This is a genomic window from Allobosea sp. RCC_152_1, assembly GCF_041360765.1.
Lineage (GTDB): Bacteria > Pseudomonadota > Alphaproteobacteria > Rhizobiales > Beijerinckiaceae > Allobosea > Allobosea spartocytisi.
In genome coordinates this window covers 299,050-315,407 of record NZ_JBFUPU010000001.1, presented here as the reverse complement: position 1 = coordinate 315,407, position 16,358 = coordinate 299,050, and the positions used below count along the sequence as shown (strand labels likewise).

Annotated in this window: 15 protein-coding genes; 12 read left to right on the top strand and 3 right to left on the bottom strand. The window is 67.5% G+C overall.

Annotated elements, in window-relative coordinates; translation table 11 throughout:
• The first annotated feature begins 32 nt into the window (after nucleotides 1-32).
• The 7 genes from argE (at nucleotide 33) to AB6806_RS01425 (ending at nucleotide 7,828) form a co-directional block, all read left to right on the top strand.
• A complete protein-coding gene (gene argE / locus AB6806_RS01455; RefSeq protein ID WP_142020351.1) occupies nucleotides 33-1,166 on the top strand; it encodes an acetylornithine deacetylase in 1,134 nt (377 codons plus the stop codon).
• A 23-nt stretch (nucleotides 1,167-1,189) separates the two neighbouring features.
• Nucleotides 1,190-2,113: a 2-hydroxyacid dehydrogenase gene (locus AB6806_RS01450; RefSeq protein ID WP_113252204.1), complete on the top strand. Its 924-nt coding sequence runs from the start codon at nucleotides 1,190-1,192 to the stop codon at nucleotides 2,111-2,113.
• A gap of 37 nt (nucleotides 2,114-2,150) precedes the next feature.
• Nucleotides 2,151-2,507 carry a cupin domain-containing protein gene (locus tag AB6806_RS01445; protein ID WP_113252203.1) on the top strand — a complete coding sequence of 119 codons (357 nt, stop codon included), beginning with the start codon at nucleotides 2,151-2,153 and terminating at the stop codon, nucleotides 2,505-2,507.
• Between the two features lie 222 nt (nucleotides 2,508-2,729).
• The gene (locus AB6806_RS01440; RefSeq protein ID WP_370953964.1) at nucleotides 2,730-4,193 is read left to right on the top strand and encodes an aldehyde dehydrogenase family protein; all 1,464 of its coding nucleotides are present in this window, start codon (nucleotides 2,730-2,732) and stop codon (nucleotides 4,191-4,193) included.
• A 12-nt stretch (nucleotides 4,194-4,205) separates the two neighbouring features.
• Nucleotides 4,206-5,249 (top strand): tartrate dehydrogenase, encoded by a 1,044-nt coding sequence (locus AB6806_RS01435; protein WP_370953962.1) that lies wholly within the window; start codon nucleotides 4,206-4,208, stop codon nucleotides 5,247-5,249.
• A 20-nt stretch (nucleotides 5,250-5,269) separates the two neighbouring features.
• Entirely contained in the window at nucleotides 5,270-6,724 is a 1,455-nt protein-coding gene (locus AB6806_RS01430) for an NAD-dependent succinate-semialdehyde dehydrogenase (protein ID WP_191123303.1), read from the top strand.
• Nucleotides 6,725-6,808: 84 nt separating this feature from the next.
• Complete coding sequence (locus tag AB6806_RS01425; RefSeq protein WP_113252199.1) at nucleotides 6,809-7,828, top strand: amino acid ABC transporter substrate-binding protein; 1,020 nt, start codon at nucleotides 6,809-6,811, stop codon at nucleotides 7,826-7,828.
• 291 nt (nucleotides 7,829-8,119) lie between these two features.
• Here the strand turns inward: AB6806_RS01425 and AB6806_RS01420 are convergent, their stop codons facing one another.
• From AB6806_RS01420 to AB6806_RS01410, 3 genes are read right to left on the bottom strand one after another with little or no spacing between them, the layout of a single operon-like run.
• On the bottom strand, nucleotides 8,120-9,397 hold the full coding sequence (locus AB6806_RS01420; protein ID WP_370953960.1) for an NAD(P)/FAD-dependent oxidoreductase: 1,278 nt from the start codon (nucleotides 9,395-9,397) through the stop codon (nucleotides 8,120-8,122).
• A gap of 13 nt (nucleotides 9,398-9,410) precedes the next feature.
• Nucleotides 9,411-10,079: a haloacid dehalogenase type II gene (locus tag AB6806_RS01415; RefSeq protein WP_370953959.1), complete on the bottom strand. Its 669-nt coding sequence runs from the start codon at nucleotides 10,077-10,079 to the stop codon at nucleotides 9,411-9,413.
• Nucleotides 10,080-10,115: 36 nt separating this feature from the next.
• On the bottom strand, nucleotides 10,116-10,445 hold the full coding sequence (locus AB6806_RS01410; protein WP_370953958.1) for a hypothetical protein: 330 nt from the start codon (nucleotides 10,443-10,445) through the stop codon (nucleotides 10,116-10,118).
• Here AB6806_RS01410 and AB6806_RS01405 point away from each other — a divergent pair.
• From AB6806_RS01405 to AB6806_RS01385, 5 genes are all read left to right on the top strand, one after another.
• A complete protein-coding gene (locus AB6806_RS01405) occupies nucleotides 10,401-11,252 on the top strand; it encodes a GNAT family N-acetyltransferase (RefSeq protein WP_370953957.1) in 852 nt (283 codons plus the stop codon). The two genes, AB6806_RS01410 and AB6806_RS01405, sit on opposite strands and share 45 nt — an antisense overlap.
• Before the next feature lie 14 nt (nucleotides 11,253-11,266).
• A complete protein-coding gene (locus AB6806_RS01400) occupies nucleotides 11,267-12,643 on the top strand; it encodes an aspartate aminotransferase family protein (protein WP_038361626.1) in 1,377 nt (458 codons plus the stop codon).
• Nucleotides 12,644-12,921: 278 nt separating this feature from the next.
• Nucleotides 12,922-13,638 carry an HAD-IA family hydrolase gene (locus AB6806_RS01395; RefSeq protein ID WP_370953955.1) on the top strand — a complete coding sequence of 239 codons (717 nt, stop codon included), beginning with the start codon at nucleotides 12,922-12,924 and terminating at the stop codon, nucleotides 13,636-13,638.
• 65 nt (nucleotides 13,639-13,703) lie between these two features.
• Nucleotides 13,704-15,317: an ABC transporter substrate-binding protein gene (locus AB6806_RS01390; protein WP_370953953.1), complete on the top strand. Its 1,614-nt coding sequence runs from the start codon at nucleotides 13,704-13,706 to the stop codon at nucleotides 15,315-15,317.
• 90 nt (nucleotides 15,318-15,407) lie between these two features.
• Nucleotides 15,408-16,358, top strand: coding sequence for an ABC transporter permease (locus AB6806_RS01385; protein WP_113252194.1), 951 nt, complete (start codon nucleotides 15,408-15,410; stop codon nucleotides 16,356-16,358).

Here is a 16,358-nt window from a genome sequence, read left to right as displayed (position 1 = left end):
CTGCCGGAACCATAACCACTCCGGAGCAGCGCGTGACGCCGGAAGACATCCTGACGGAGCTGATCCGCTTTCCCTCGATCGTCGGGCGCCCCAACGCGGCCATCGCCGGCTGGATCGCGGACTATCTCGCCCGTTTCGGCGTCACGGCGCAGATCCTGCCGGGCCCGGAGGGCGACCGGGCCAATCTCTTCGCCACGATCGGCCCGCGCGACGTGCCGGGACTTATTCTTTCCGGCCATATGGACGTCGTGCCGGCGGAGGAACCGCAATGGAGTTCCGACCCGTTCCTGCTGCGGGCCGAGGGCGACAAGCTGTTCGGCCGCGGCACCAGCGACATGAAGGGCTTCCTCGCCGCCGCGCTCGCGATCGTGCCTGCGCTCGCCAGCATGAAGCTGGCACGGCCGGTCCATATCGCCTTTTCCTATGACGAGGAGGCGGGCTGCCGCGGCGTGCCGCATCTCATCGCGCGGCTGCCCTCGCTCTGCGCGCTGCCGGAGGCCGCGGTCATCGGCGAGCCAAGCGGGATGAAGGCGATCCTCGCCCATAAAGGCAAGGCAGCGGCACGCGTCGAGATTCACGGCCGCTCCGGCCATTCCTCACGCCCCGATCTCGGCCTCAACGCCATCCATGCGATGGGCGCCGTGATCGCGGCGGCCGAAAAGACCGCCTCCGATCTGCAGGCGGGGCCTCTCGATGCGGTGTTCGAGCCGCCCTACTCCACCCTGCAAATCGGCACGGTTCGCGGCGGCGAAGCGCTCAACATCATCCCGGATCGCTGCCGGATCGAGATCGAGGCGCGCGCCATCGCTGGCGTCTCGCCGGCGGCATTGCTCGAATCGGTGCGGGCGGCTCTCGCCGGCCTCGAGGCGCGTGGATTCGCCACCGACTGGCAAGAGATCGCCAGCTATCCGGCGCTGTCGCTCGCGGCGCAGGCGCCGATCGCCAGGATGCTGGCGGAGGTGACCGGCACCGAGCCTCTCCCGGCCGTCAGCTACGGCACGGAAGCCGGGCTCTATCAGGCGGCAGGCATCGACGCGATCATCTGCGGCCCCGGCGACATCGCCCGCGCCCACAGGCCCGACGAATACATCACGCGCGGCGAGCTCGCCGATTGCGCGCGGCTGCTCGAACGGCTTTGCACCGCATTCACACGGCCCGGCCGCTGACATCTCTTTCCCCGGAGACTGCCTTGACCTTCCTGTTCAACTCAACCGAGGAGCGTGCGCAGGTGTTCGCCGCGCGCTTCGCCGAGGCGCTGCCGGAGATCCGCTTCATCCGCAGCAACGAAGCCTATGATCCGGCCGAAATCCGCTATCTCATCACCTGGACCGCGCCCGACGATCTCGCCCGCTTCACCAATCTGGAGGTTCTCTTCTCCATTGGGGCCGGCATCGACCAGATGAAGACGGAAGGGCTGGCGCCCCATGTCCTGGTGGTGCGAATGGTCGAGGAAGGCATCACCAAGATGATGCAGGAATACGTCACGCTCGGTGTGCTCGCCCTGCATCGGCAATGGCCGCTCTATCTCGCCCAGCAAAAGCAGGCGCTCTGGCAGCCGCATGAACTCACCCCGGCAACCGCGCGCCGCGTCGGTGTGCTCGGCCTCGGCATGATGGGCACGGCCGTGATCGAACGCCTCAAGCCCTTCGGCTTCCCGATCTCGGGCTGGAGCCGCTCGCCGCGATCGATCGACGGCCTGCGGTGCTTCCATGGCGAGGACGGTCTCTCCGCCATGCTGGCCGAGACCGACATTCTGATCTGCCTGCTGCCGCTGACGCCGCAGACAACCGGCATCCTCGATGCCAAGCTGTTCGCGAAGCTCCCGGCCGGCGCCGGGCTCGTCCATGTCGGACGCGGCCAGCATCTCGACCATGAGGCCCTGCTTGACGCGCTCGACAGCGGCCGGCTCTCGGGCGCCGTGCTCGACGTCACCGAGCCCGAACCGCTGCCGGCCGGACATCGGTTCTGGAACCACCCCAAGGTGCTTCTGACGCCGCATATCGCCAGCAAGGTCGAGCCCGAGCCCGCGGCCAAGGCGGTGATCGAGAACATTCGCCGCCACCGCTCCGGCCTGCCGCCGCTCGGCCTCGTCGACCGCAGCCGCGGCTACTGACCCGTTTCCCTTTCCTCACCCAGCAAAAGGCAGACCCATGTCGCTCCTCGTCAAGCTCGACCTTGCCCCCACCAGCGAGCCCACCAAGCGCTCCAAATGTCCGCCGGATCGCCTGCTCGCGGGCGACCCCGACTACACGACCTGGGCGCAGGACGCGTCGCGGGACGGCACGGTGAACACCGGTGTCTGGGAGGCCACGCCCGGCACGAACCGCTCGATCAAGGGCGAGACCTTCGAATATTGCTACATCCTCGAAGGCGTGGTGGAGCTAACCGAGGAAGGCAAGGAGCCGCGCCTCTTCAAGGCCGGCGACAGCTTCGTGATGAAACCGGGCTATGTCGGCGTCTGGAAGACGATCGAGACCGTCCGGAAGATCTACGTCGTCGTCGGCTGACGCCGGATCGCCGCACGTCCCGAGCGGCACGAAGCGGCGATCCATCTCATGGGCCCGTCTCTTCGGGCCGTCTGTTGGGCCCGCTGCTCCAGCCGCCGAAGAATCGGCCGTCCCGGTCCGCGCAAACGGGATTTCCCGTCGCGCCAGGGCGGCGTCCCGGCGTCACCTGCGGGCGCAGAGGCGCTAGGCTTCGCCGCTGCCCCATTTTCGGAGACCGCCCTCGTGTCGCTGAGCTTCGACCCCGCCACCATCGACCTGCCGCGCGCCCATTTCATCGGCGGCGAGCGTATGCCCGCGACGGGCGGGATCGCGCTGCACCGCCCCTCGGACGGCGTGGCTTTCGCCGATTGCCCCGTTGCGGAGGCCGATCTGGTCGACCGCGCGGTCGAGGCCGCCAAGCGCGCGCTGAAGACCAGCGGCTGGGGCACGGTGCGCCCGCGCGAGCGCGTCAACGCGCTTCACCGCTGGGCCGATCTGATCGAGGCCGAAGCGGTGACGCTCGCCCGGATGGAGGCCGTGGCCTCGACCCGCCCGATCGCCGAGCTCTTGAAATTCGACATCCCGATCACCGTCGAGCAGATCCGCTTCTTCGCCGAATTCGCCGACAAGGAAGGCGGCGACCTCGTGCCGACCGCCGCCGACAGCGTCGGCCTGATCGCGACCGAGCCCTATGGCGTGGTCGGCGCGATCACCCCCTGGAACTTCCCGATCTCGATGGCCGCCTGGAAGCTCGGCCCTGCGCTCGCCGCCGGCAATGCCGTGGTGCTGAAGCCCTCCGAGATGACGCCCTTCGCGACGCTCTACCTGGCGGAGCTGTCGGTCCGTGCCGGACTGCCGGCCGGGCTGATCAACATCGTGCTCGGCGACGGGCGCACGACCGGCGCCGCCATCACCGGCCATCCCGGCATCGCCAAGGTCAGCTTCACCGGCTCGACCGGCGCGGGTGCCGCGATCATGGAGAACATCGCCCGCACCGGCATCAAGCCGATGACGCTGGAGCTCGGTGGCAAGAGCCCGCAGGTGGTCTTCGCCGATACCGATATCGCGCTCGCCGCCGGCGCCGTGGCGCGCGGCATTCTCGCCAATGGTGGGCAGGCCTGCGTCGCGGGCTCGCGCCTCGTCGTCGAGGAGAGCGTGGCCGAGGAGGTCGTCGGGCTGATCCTCAAGCAGATGGGCGAGATCAAGCCCGGCCCGACCTGGGACGAGGCCAGCGCCTATTCGCCGATCATCTCCGAGCGCCAGATCGGCCGCATGGCCGGCATCGTCGATGCCGCCGTCGCGCGCGGCGCCCGGTGCAGGACCGGCGGCTCGCGCCTCGACCGCGAGGGCTATTTCTACGCGCCGACCCTGCTCGAAGGGCTCGAGGCGAATTCGCCGGCCATCACCGAAGAGATCTTCGGCCCGGTGCTGACGGTGCAGACCTTCCGCGACGAGGACGAGGCGATGGCGCTCGCCGACCATCCGACCTACGGACTCTGCGCCGGGCTCTACACCCGCGACCTGTCGCGCGGCCTGCGGCTGAGCAGCCGGCTGCAGGCCGGCACCGTCTGGGTCAACCGCTATGGCCGCTCGCGCGACCACATCCTGCCGACCGGCGGCTACAAGCAGTCCGGCCTCGGCAAGGATCTCGGCCGGGAAGCCTATTGCGCGAACCGGAAATCCAAGAGCGTCCTGATTGCCGTCTGAGGAGACCATCCCGTGAAATCATACAAGATCGCCCTGATCCCGGGCGACGGCATCGGCACCGCCGTGACCGAGGCGACCTGGCAGGTGCTCGGCAAGGCGGCACGCGACGCCGGCTTTTCGCTGGACGGCACGAGCTTCCCCTGGTCCTGCGACTTCTACGAGAAGACCGGCGTGATGATGCCGGCCGACGGCATCGAGACGCTGCGCGGCTACGATGCGATCCTGCTCGGCGCTGTCGGCTGGCCGAAACGCGTGCCGGATTCGGTGTCGCTGCACGGGCTGCTGCTGCCGATCCGCAAGGCCTTCGTGCAATACGCCAATATCAGGCCGCACCGGCTGCTGCCGGGCGTCGAGGGGCCGTTGCGGGCGAGCGCCTTCGACATTCTCTGCATCCGCGAGAACACCGAGGGCGAGTATTCCGGCGCGGGCGGGCGGGTCCATAACGGCACGGCCGACGAGGTCGCGGTCGAGACCGCGATCTTCACCCGCAAGGGCGTCGAGCGCATCCTGCGCTTCGGCTTCGAGCAGGCGCGCAAGCGCCGCGGCAAGCTCGCCTCGGTGACCAAGTCGAACGCGCAGAAATACTCGATGGTGTTCTGGGACGAGATCACCGCCCTGGTCGCGGCCGAATACCCCGATGTCGAGGTCGCGAACTACCATATCGACGCCATGGCGGCGCGGATGGTGATGGCGCCCGAGAGCCTCGACGTGGTCGTCGCCTCCAATCTCTTCGGCGACATCCTGACCGATCTCGGAGCCGCCATTCAGGGCGGGCTCGGCTATGCGGCCTCGGCCAACATCAATCCGGAGCGCAATGCGCCCTCGATGTTCGAGCCGGTGCACGGCTCCGCGCCGGACATCGCCCATCTCGGCATCGCCAACCCGATCGCGGCGATCTGGTCGGGCGCGATGATGCTGGAGCATCTCGGCGAGCCGGCTGCGGCCGCAGCCGTGATCAGCGCCATCGAAGCCGCCACCGCTCGCGGCATCGGCACGAAGCCGGGCGAGCACAAGACGAACGAGATCACCAGCGCCGTCCTCGCGGCGCTGGGCTGACAGGAGAGCACGACATGACCATCGAAGGCCTTCGCGATCCCGGCCTCGTGCGGGAAGCCTGCCTTGTCGGCGGCCAGTGGAACGGCGCGGCTTCGGGCCGCACGCTCGACGTCGTCGACCCCGCTACGCAAGCCGTGCTCGGCACGGTTCCGGATGCCGGCCAACCTGAGACTCGCGCCGCCATCGATGCCGCCGCGGCGGCCTTCGAAAGCTGGCGGGCCAAAACCCCGGCCGAGCGCGCCGCGCTGTTGGAAGCCTGGCATGCGCTGATGCTCGAGCATATCGAGGATCTGGCGCTGATCCTCACCTCCGAGCAGGGCAAGCCGCTGGCCGAATCGCGCGGCGAGATCCGCTACGGCGCCTCCTTCGTGAAATGGTTCGCGGAAGAAGCCCGCCGGATCTACGGCTCGACGATTCCCGCACCGACCGCCGACCGCCGCATCCTGGTGCTGAAGCAGCCGGTCGGCGTCTGCGGCATCGTCACGCCCTGGAACTTCCCGAACGCGATGATCACCCGCAAGGTCGCGCCGGCTCTCGCCGCCGGCTGCACCGTGGTGATCAAGCCCTCGGAGCTGACGCCCTATTCGGCGCTGGCGCTCGGCGTGCTGGCCGAGCGGGCCGGCATTCCGGCCGGCGTGATCAACATCGTCACCGGCATGCCGACCGAGATCGGCGCCGAGCTGACAGGCAATCTTGCGGTCCGCAAGATCTCCTTCACCGGCTCGACGCGCGTCGGCGCGCTGCTGATGAAGCAGGCCTCCGACAGCATCAAGCGGCTCAGCCTCGAACTGGGCGGGAACGCCCCCTTCATCGTCTTCGACGACGCCGATCTCGACATCGCCATCGACGGCGTTCTGGCCTCCAAGTTCCGCAATGGCGGCCAGACCTGCGTCTGCGCCAACCGCATCCTGGTTCAGGACGGCATCTACGACCGCTTCGCCGAGAAGCTGTCGGCCCGCGTCAATGCGATGAAGGTCGGCCCCGGCACCCAGGCGGGCATCGATATCGGCCCGATGATCAACGCCGCCGCGCTGGAGAAGATCGAGCGCCATGTCGAGGACGCGCTGTCGAAGGGCGCCAGGCGCCTCGCCAGCGCCGCCGACATGCCCAATGGCAAGCAATACGCCACGCCGACCGTGCTGGGCGAAGCGACGACCGAGATGCTGCTGGCGAGCGAGGAGACCTTCGGGCCGGTCGCGCCGCTCTTCCGCTTCCGCAGCGAGGAGGAGGCGCTCGCTATCGCCAACGGCACGCCGTTCGGGCTCGCCGCCTATTTCTTCACGCAGGACATCCGGCGCTCATGGCGCGTCGGCGAGGCGCTGGAGTTCGGCATGGTCGGCCTCAACACCGGCGCGATTTCGATGGAGGTCGCCCCCTTCGGCGGCGTCAAGCAGTCGGGCCTCGGCCGCGAGGGCTCGCAGCTCGGCATTGAAGAATATCTCGAGGTCAAGGCCTTCCATATCGGCGGGCTTTGACGGGCAGCAAGGCAAGCCACAGCAATTCCACGCCCAATTCAACCAGGTCAGCTTCGCAACGTTGACAAAACAAGGGGAACTACCGTGAAAACCATAACTTCCGCACTATTGGCGCTCACCTTGTCGGTGGCCATCGCGCCGGCCGAGGCCCAGACCACGACGCTCGCCACGGTGAAGAGCCGCGGCGACCTGATCTGCGGCGTCAGCCCCGGTCTCGCCGGCTTCGGAATTCCCGATGCGAAGGGCGAATGGGCCGGCCTCGACGTCGATCTGTGTCGCGCGATCTCGGCCGCGATCTTCAACGATCCGAAGAAGGTCAAGTTCACGCCGCTCTCCTCGAAGGACCGCTTCACCGCCCTCCAGAGCGGCGAGGTCGACGTGCTCTCGCGCACCTCGACCTGGACGATGTCGCGCGACACCACGCTCGGCCTGACCTTCGCCGGCGTGAACTATTACGATGGGCAGGCCTTCCTGGTGCAGAAGAAGCTCGGCATCGACACCGCCCGCAAGCTCGACGGCGCCTCGATCTGCCTGCAGCAGGGCACGACGACCGAACTCAACGTCGCCGACTATTTCCGCAAGAACAAGATCAAGTACGAGCCCGTCACCTTCGACAAGGGCGACGAGGCGATCAAGGCCTTCGAATCCGGCCGCTGCGATGCGTTGACCGACGATTCCTCCGCCCTTTACGCGCTGAAGCTGAAGCTGGTGAATCCGGCGGAAGCCGTCGTGCTGCCCGAGCTGATCTCGAAGGAGCCGCTCGGCCCGGTCGTGCGCAGCAGCGACCTGCAATGGTTCAACCTGGTGAAGTGGACGCTCGATGCCATGCTGAACGCCGAGGAGCTCGGCGTCACCAAGGCCAATGTCGACGAGATGCTGAAGTCGGACAATCCCGAGATCCGCCGCCTGCTCGGCGCCGAGGGCAAGTTCGGCGAAGGCATCGGCCTGACCAACGACTGGGCCTACCGCATCGTCAAGCTCGTCGGGAACTACGGCGAATCCTTCGAGCGCAGCGTCGGCCAGGGCTCGGAGCTCAAGATCGCGCGCGGCAAGAACGCGCTCTGGACCGAAGGCGGCCTGCAATACGCCCCTCCGGTCCGGTGAAGAACGAGGGCGGCGGTCGAACCCGACCGCCGCCCGCAAAGGTCGGATGAGCTTTGCAGTGACGGCAAAAACGGCACGCCGCGGACCTGTCCGGGGCGTGCCGATCCTCATCCCGAAATGACGGCGGCGATCCGTCTCATGCCGAAGCTCACGGAAACGCAGGCCGTCCCGAACGCGGCACGGCGGAGACCCGGGACCAGCCGCATTTCGATGTAAAGTCGATGTGCTCGACCGGTGGGCCGATGCCCTGCGATCCATCTCCGGCCGGTGTCTGCCCGTGCGGCTCTGCGCTCACTGAATGCGGTCGAGCATCTTGTAGTAGAGGCCGACCAGCGGCAGGAACCAGGGCTTGCCGAAATGGCCCGGCACCGCCGGCCAGGACAGCCCCTTCAGCGGGTTGCGATCCGGCCGGCCGAGGATCGCGTCGGCCATGATCATGCCGAGATGGGTCGACATCTGCGCCCCGTGGCCGGAATAGCCCATTGCATACCAGACGCCATCCTCATAGCCGGCGCGCGGATAGCGATCCTTGGTCATGTCGACGAGGCCGCCCCAGCAATAGTCGATCTCGACATCGGCGAGTTGCGGGAAGATCCGGGCAAGGCTCTCCCTGAGGATGGCGCCGCTCTTGGCGTCGGAGGTCTGGTCCGACGTGGCGGAGAAGCGCGCCCGCCCGCCGAAGATCAGCCGATTGTCCGGCGCCAGGCGGAAGTAGTTGCCGATGTTGAGCGAGGTCACCGCGGTGCGATTGCCCGGCATGGTCATGGCGACCTCGGCCGCGCTCAAGGGCCGCGTCGCGATCAGGAACGAGCCGACGGCGACGATGCGCCGGCGGAACCAGGAGAAGGGACCGGCCGTATAGGCCCCGGTCGCCACCAGCACCTCCTTTGCCGAGACGCTGCCGCGCGGCGTCTCCAGTACATGCCGGCCGCCCTCCTGCCGTCGCTCCGTCACGGGCGCATGTTCATGGATGACGGCGCCGTGCCGTACCGCCGCCGTGGCGAGGCCGGCGACGAAGCGGCCCATATGCATCATCGCGCTCTTCTTGGAGAGCATCGCGCCATGGAAGGCGTCGGAACCGATCTCGCCCTTGAGGTCGGCCCGGCTCAACATCGCGGTATCGGGATCGGCCTCGCGATGCAGCACCTCGAAATTCCGCGCGATCCCGGCGACATGCTCGGGCTTGGAGGCGAGCTTGAGCTTGCCGGCGCGCCGGAAGGCGCAGTCGATGCCCTCCTCCGCAACGATGCGCTCGATCGTGTCGACGGAATCGTCGAAGGCGCGATAGAGGGCGACCGCGCGCTCGGTGCCCAGCGCCGATTTAGCGGCGATGAAGCTATGGGCGAGACCGTTGTTGAGATGACCGCCATTGCGGCCCGAGGCGCCATAGCCGACGCTGTGCGCCTCCAGCACCACGACCTTCGCGCCGGCCATCGCGAGCTGGCGCGCAGCGGCGAGCCCGGTGAAGCCGCCGCCGATCACGGCGACGTCATAGCTGCCTTCGACCGGCCCCTCGGCGGCGCCGGTGAAGGGCGCTGCCGTGTCGTGCCAATAGGATTTGAACTGCATCGGTTCCGCGCCTTCAGAGGCCGAAGACGCCCGGCAGCCCGCCGATGTCCTTGATCTCGACATAGCCGTAATAGGGGTTCGCCGGCTCGTGGCCGCGATTGACCCAGACCTTGTTCTTGATGCCGAGGTCATGCGCGGTCATCAGGTCGTAGCGGAACGAGGAGGAGACGTGGCAGACGTCCTCCGGGCCGCAACCCAGCATGTCGAACATGTATTCGAAGCCCTTCATGCGCGGCTTGTAGGATCGGGCCTGCTCGGCCGTGTAGACGGCATGGAAGGGGGCGCCGAGCCGGGCGACATTATGCGGAATCTGGTCATTCTGCGCGTTGGACAGGATGACGAGCGGGATTTCCTTCGCCACCTTGGCGAGGCCTGCCGGCACGTCCGGATGCGGGCCCCAGGTCGGCACCTGCTCGTAGATCCAGCGTGCATCCTCGGGGCGGAAGGCGACCGCATTGCGTCGGCAGGTCCGCTCCAGCGCGTTGTAGACGACCTCTTCATAGGGCTTCCAGTCGCCCAGGACCTCGTCGAGCCGGTAAGCCGAGAAATCCGTGATGAAGGTCCGCATCGCCGGCTCGTCCAGCTTTTCGCCGTAGAGCGCGCGCGCGGCCTTATCCATCGCGAAATAGATCAGCGTGCCGTGGCAGTCGAAGGTGACGAATTTGGGCTTGAAGGCGGTCATCTGCGGAAATCCCCTGTGGCGAAACGGTTGCGTCCGTCAGCGAGGATCATAGCCGGGGCCGGAACGGCGCGAGCACCGCATTGCCTGCGGCAGGAAGCACAAACTGCCGTCCGTCCATGAGACCATGGCAGAGAGTTCCGCCTGCATCATCTTGCCGGCCGACGTCGCTTCCCGATTGCCGGCGCTTCGCCACCCGTCGTGGCATTCCATGCGGTCGGCGCGCATTCCCACGGCCGAAGATATCGTGCCGGGCCGTTCCTCGGGAGCAACTGCGCCGGCGCACCGCCTATCCATGATGCAGAGGATACGAAGCGAAGCATCATGGACCAGAAAACGATTGATCTCGTCGCCTTCGACGAACGCCATCTCGACGGCGCCGTTCTGCTCTCGCGCGAGGCGGGCTGGCCCCATCGGCGCGAGGATTGGGCGATGCTCCTGGCCCTCAGCCACGGTTTCGTCGCGCTCCAGGGTGATGCCGTGGTCGGCACCGCGATGCTGACGCCGTTCGGGGACGATGACGCGACCGTCAACACGGTGATCGTGGCAGCCGACATGCGCGGGCGGGGCCTCGGCCGGAAGCTCATGGATGCCGTCCTGCAAGCCTGCGGCGCGCGGGAATGCCGCCTCACCGCGACCGCGGACGGCCTGCCTCTCTATGAGAAGCTGGGGTTCAACGCGGCCCACGAGATCCGGCAGCACCAGGGCATCCCCACGCCGCTGCCGGCCGATGCGGCGAACGATGCCATCGAGCTGGATTGGGCCGGTTCGGAGGATTTCCCCGCTATCGCTGCGCTCGATCTCGAGGCGCTGGGAATGGAGCGCCGCCCTCTGCTCAGGCTCCTGACCGAGGCCGGGCGAATGGTGGTCCTGCGCGAAGCCGGCCGGATCGTCGGCTATGCCGCGCTGCGCCCGTTCGGCCGCGGCGAGGTGATCGGCCCGGTCGTCGCGAAGACCCTGGAACAGGCGCAGAGCCTCATGAGCTTCCTGATCGCCAGCCGACCGGGCGCCTTCCTGCGCGTCGATACGGCCGAATGGCGGGAGCTTTCGCCATGGCTTTCCGCGCGGGGCCTCGTGGGCGTCGGCGGCGGCATCGTCATGGACCGCAACGCGACCGGCCGGCAGCCGTCCGGACCCGCCAAACCCTTCGCCCTGGCCAGCCAGGCGCTCGGATAAACTGGAGAACCGCCATGTTGAGCAATTCGCTGATCGAGCTCGATCGTGACCACTGGATCCACCCTGTCGCGTCCTATCGCGGCCATGAGAAGGCGGGCGTGCGGGTCCTGCGCTCCGCGAAGGGCGCGACGATCACCGACGCCGAAGGCCGTCAGCTCATCGACGGCTTCGCCGGGCTGTGGTGCGTCAATGCCGGCTACGGGCAGGAGAGCATCGTCGAAGCCGCGGCGAACCAGATGCGCGAGCTCGCCTATGCCACGGGATATTTCGGCCTGGGCTCCGAACCGGCGATCAGGCTCGCGGCCGAGCTCGCCGAGCGTGCGCCGGGCGACCTCAAGCGCGTCTACTTCACGCTCGGCGGCTCGGACGCGGTCGACAGCACGGTGCGCTTCATCCGCTACTACCAGCAGGCGCGCGGCAAGCCGCAGAAGGACCAGTTCATCTCGATCGAGCAGGGCTATCACGGCTCCTCGACCGTCGGCGCCGGCCTCACCGCCCTGCCCGCCTTCCATGCCGGCTTCGGGGTGCCCTATGACTGGCAGCACAAAATTCCGTCGCACTATACCTATCGCAATCCCGTCGGCTCCGATCCGGCCGCCGTCATCGCCGCCTCGCTCGCGGCGCTGAAGGCCAAGGTCGACGAAGTCGGGGGAGCCGAACGCGTCGCCGCCTTCTATTGCGAGCCGATCCAGGGCTCGGGCGGCGTCCTCGTGCCGCCGCCGGGTTGGGTCAAGGCGATGCGCGACCTCTGCGCCGAGCTCGACATCCTGTTCGTCGCCGACGAGGTCATCACCGGCTTCGGCCGCACCGGCCCGCTCTTCGCCTGCGAGGACGAGGGCATCGTCCCGGACCTGATGACGACCGCCAAGGGGCTCACCTCCGGCTATGTGCCGATGGGCGCGGTGCTGATGTCGCAGAAGGTCTATGACGTGATCGCCGACGGCTCCGGCGCCGCGGCGGTCGGCCATGGCTATACCTATTCGGCCCATCCGGTCAGTGCGGCGGTGGGGCTCGAAGTGCTGCGGCTCTATGAAAACGGCCTGCTCGAGAACGGCCGCAAGGCCGGTGCGCGGCTGATGGCGGGGCTGGAGAGCCTGAGCGACCATCCGCTCGTCGGCGAGGTCCGCGGCCGTGGCATGCTGGCGGCCGTCGAGCTGGTGACCGACAAGGCGAAGAAGACGCCGCTGCCGGCCGCCTCGGCGCCGGCCCAGCGCGTCTTCGACCGCGCCTGGAACAACGGCCTCGTCATCCGGGCCTTCGGCAACGGCGTGCTGGGCTATGCGCCGCCGCTGTGCTGCACCGAGGCCGAGATCGACGCCATCGTGGAGCGGACCCGCAAGACCCTCGACGAGACGCTGGCCGACCCGGATGTGCGCGCCGCGATGGCGTGAACGCCGGCCTCCAGGGCATCGGGGAGGATGGGATCCATCCTCTCTTTTGCCCCAAGGGAAGCCGATATTCCGCAGCAGCGGCGAATTCGGAATTTTGTGCCGTCCGGTTTTCGACATTCGGTGAATCCGGCGAGCCGTCTGTGGGAGACTGGGTCGAGGCCGACGCAGATGCGGCCGGGGAACAGGGCACGACCGCCGCGGAAGCCCGCAAGGCGGACTGAAACGATGCGGCGGCGCCGAAGCATCGGCGCCTGCGCGGCAAGCGACGCGGAGAGACGATGACGAAGAGCTTTGGCGATTTCCGCTACATGACGTTCGATGTCGTGGGCACGTTGATCGATTTCGAGGGCGGCCTCGTCGACACGCTGGCGGCCATCGCCCGCGAGGCCGGCGTCGCCTTCGACGGGGAACAGGCGCTGAACCTCTACCGCTCCGCCCGCTACATGCCGGATGTGCAGCGTTTTCCGGACGATCTCGTCCGCGTCTACGGCGTGATCGCGCCGAAGCTCGGCCTGCCCGCCGATGAGAGCCATGGCCGGCGCCTGCGCGATGCCGTGAAGGACTGGCGGCCCTTCCCCGACAGCGCCGCCGCGCTCGCCCGGCTGGCGAAACGCTACAAGCTCATCGCCATGACGAACGCCCAGCGCTGGGCCTTCGAGCATTTCGCCCGCGCGCTCGGCAATCCGTTCCACGCCGGCTTCACCGTCGACGACACCGGCACGGAAAAGCCGGATCCCGCCTTCTTCGAGCAGGTTTTCGCCTTCGTCGAGACGGATGAAGGCTCGCGCGACCAGATCCTGCACGTCGCGCAGAGCCAGTACCACGACATCGGCATCTCGCGCCGGCTCGGCCTGACCAATTGCTGGATCCAGCGCCGCCACGCCCAGCCCGGCTATGGCGGCACGATCGAGCCCGAGAACTTCACCGAGCCCGACTTCCATTTCACCTCGATGGCCGGGCTCGCCGACGCCGTCGAGTCCAGCCTGGCCGCCTGAAGACGCCGGGATCGAAGAAAAGCCGGCACCAAAACGCCGGCACCAACCGAAACAGGGGAATGACGATGACCGACAAGATCACGCCCAACTGGACGAGCGCCGACGACGTCTTCGTCGAGAACGCGATCCGCCGCGGCGCAAGCCGCCGCGATCTCCTGCAGATGCTGATGGCCGGCGGCCTTGCCGCTTCCGCCGGCAGCCTCGTACTGGGGCGCGCCACCTCCGCGCTCGCGGCGACGCCCGTCAAGGGCGGCAACCTGAAGGCCGCCGGCTGGTCCTCCTCGACCGCCGATACGCTCGACCCGGCCAAGGCCTCGCTCTCGACGGACTATGTCCGCTGCTGCGCCTTCTACAACCGCCTGACCTTCCTGGACGGCGACGGCAAGCTGCAGATGGAGCTCGCCGAGAAATTCGAGACCAAGGATGCCAAGGTCTGGACCGTCACGCTCAAGAAGGGCGTCACCTTCCATGACGGCAAGCCGCTGACCTCCGCCGACGTCATCTATTCGCTGAAGCGCCATCTCGACCCGGCCGTCGGCTCGAAATCGGCCGCGCTGGCCAAGCAGATGACCGGCTTCACGGCCGTCGACCCGCTCACCGTCGAGATCACGCTCGCGGCGCCCAATGGCGACCTGCCGACCATCCTGTCGACGCACCATTTCATGATCATCGCCGACGGCACGACGAACTTCGCCAAGGCGAACGGCACCGGCGCCTTCGTCTGCGAGAACTTCGAGCCCGGCGTGCGCTCGATCGCGGTCAGGAACAAGAACTACTTCAAGTCCGGCGGCGCGAACCTCGACTCCTTCGAGTTCTTCGCGATCACCGACGACACCGCGCGCGTCAATGCGCTGCTCTCGGGCGACATCCACCTCGCCGCGGCGATCAATCCGCGCTCGATGCGCCTGGTCGAGAGCCAGCCGAATGTCGTGCTGTCGAAGACCACGACCGGCAACTACACGAACCTCAACATGCGGCTGGACATGGCGCCTGGCGACAAGGCGGGTTTCGTCGAAGGCATGAAGTATCTGCTCAATCGCGAGCAGATCCAGAAGTCGGCGCTTCGCGGCCTCGCCGAGATCGCCAATGACCAGCCTGTTCCGCCGATGAACGTCTATCACAACAAGGACTTGAAGCCGAAGGCGTTCGATCCCGAGCGGGCCAAGTCCCTCTTCCAGAAGGCCGGCGTCCTCGGCCAGTCGATCCCGATCGTCGCCTCGGATGCCGCCGGCTCCTCGGTCGACATGGCCGTGCTCGTCCAGCAGGCCGGCAACGCGATCGGCATGAAGTTCGACATCCAGCGCGTTCCCTCGGACGGCTACTGGTCGAATTACTGGCTGAAGGCCCCGGTCCATTTCGGCAACATCAATCCGCGGCCGACGCCGGACATCCTGTTCTCGCTGCTCTACGCCTCCACGGCGCCGTGGAACGAGAGCCAGTACAAGTCCGAGAAGTTCGACAGGATGCTGCTCGAGGCACGCGGTTCGCTGGACGAGGCCAAGCGCAAGCAGATCTATGGCGAGATGCAGGTGATGGTCGCCGACGAGGCCGGCACCGCGATCCCGGTCTACATCTCGAATGTCGATGCCATCTCGAACAAGCTCAAGGGCCTGCTCGCGAACCCGCTCGGCGGCATGATGGGCTACGCCTTCGCCGAGTACGTCTGGCTCGAAGGCTAAAGCCCCGCTTCTCCCCGCGGGCCGGGCGCGTGCGTCCGGCCCGCATTTCGTGTCACACTCCGCTCGGAGGTGTCAGCTGCGGGAGCATCGATGAACCTTCACCTGTTGTCCCTGCTGGGCGGACGGCTGCTCGTCGCGCTGCTGACGCTGCTGATCGTCTCCTTCGTGGTGTTCTGCGCCACGCAGATCCTGCCCGGCGACGTGGCCGAGGTGCTACTCGGCCAGGCCGCGACGCCCGAGGCCGTGGCGGGCTTGCGCGCGGCGATGCACTTGAACGATCCAGCGATCCTGCGCTTCTTCCGCTGGCTCGGCGGCATGCTGACGGGCGATCTCGGCATCTCCTACGCCAATAACCGGCCGATCGCGGAGCTCGTTGCCGGGCGCCTGGGCAACTCGCTGCAGCTCGCGGCGGCGACCGCGCTGTTTTCGGTGCCGATCGCGCTCGCGCTCGGCATCACCTCCGCCATGCTGCGCGGCTCGGTTTACGACCGCTCGGTCACGATGGCGACGATCATGGTGATCTCGGTGCCGGAATTCATGATCGCCACCGCCGGCGTGCTGATCTTCGCGGTCTGGCTGAAATGGCTGCCGGCCTTGTCCTTCGCGCGGGATGTCCACTCCTTCGGCGAGATGCTGCGCATCTATGCGATGCCCGTCTTCACGCTGAGCTTCGTGATCTCGGCCCAGATGATCCGCATGTCGCGCGCCGCCGTCGTCGAGGCGCTCAACACGCCCTATGTCGAGATGGCGCAGCTCAAGGGCGCCTCTCGCCCGCGGGTCGTGCTGCGTCATGCGCTGCCCAACGCGCTCGGCCCCATCGTCAACGCCGTCGCGCTGTCGCTCTCCTATCTGCTCGGCGGCGTCATCATCGTCGAGACGATCTTCAACTATCCCGGCATCGCCAAGCTGATGGTCGACGCGGTGGCGACGCGGGACCTGCCGCTCATCCAGAGCTGCGCGATGATCTTCTGCGTCGTCTACCTGCTCCTGATCACGACGGCGGACGTCATCGCCATCCTGTCGAACCCGAAATTGCGCTGA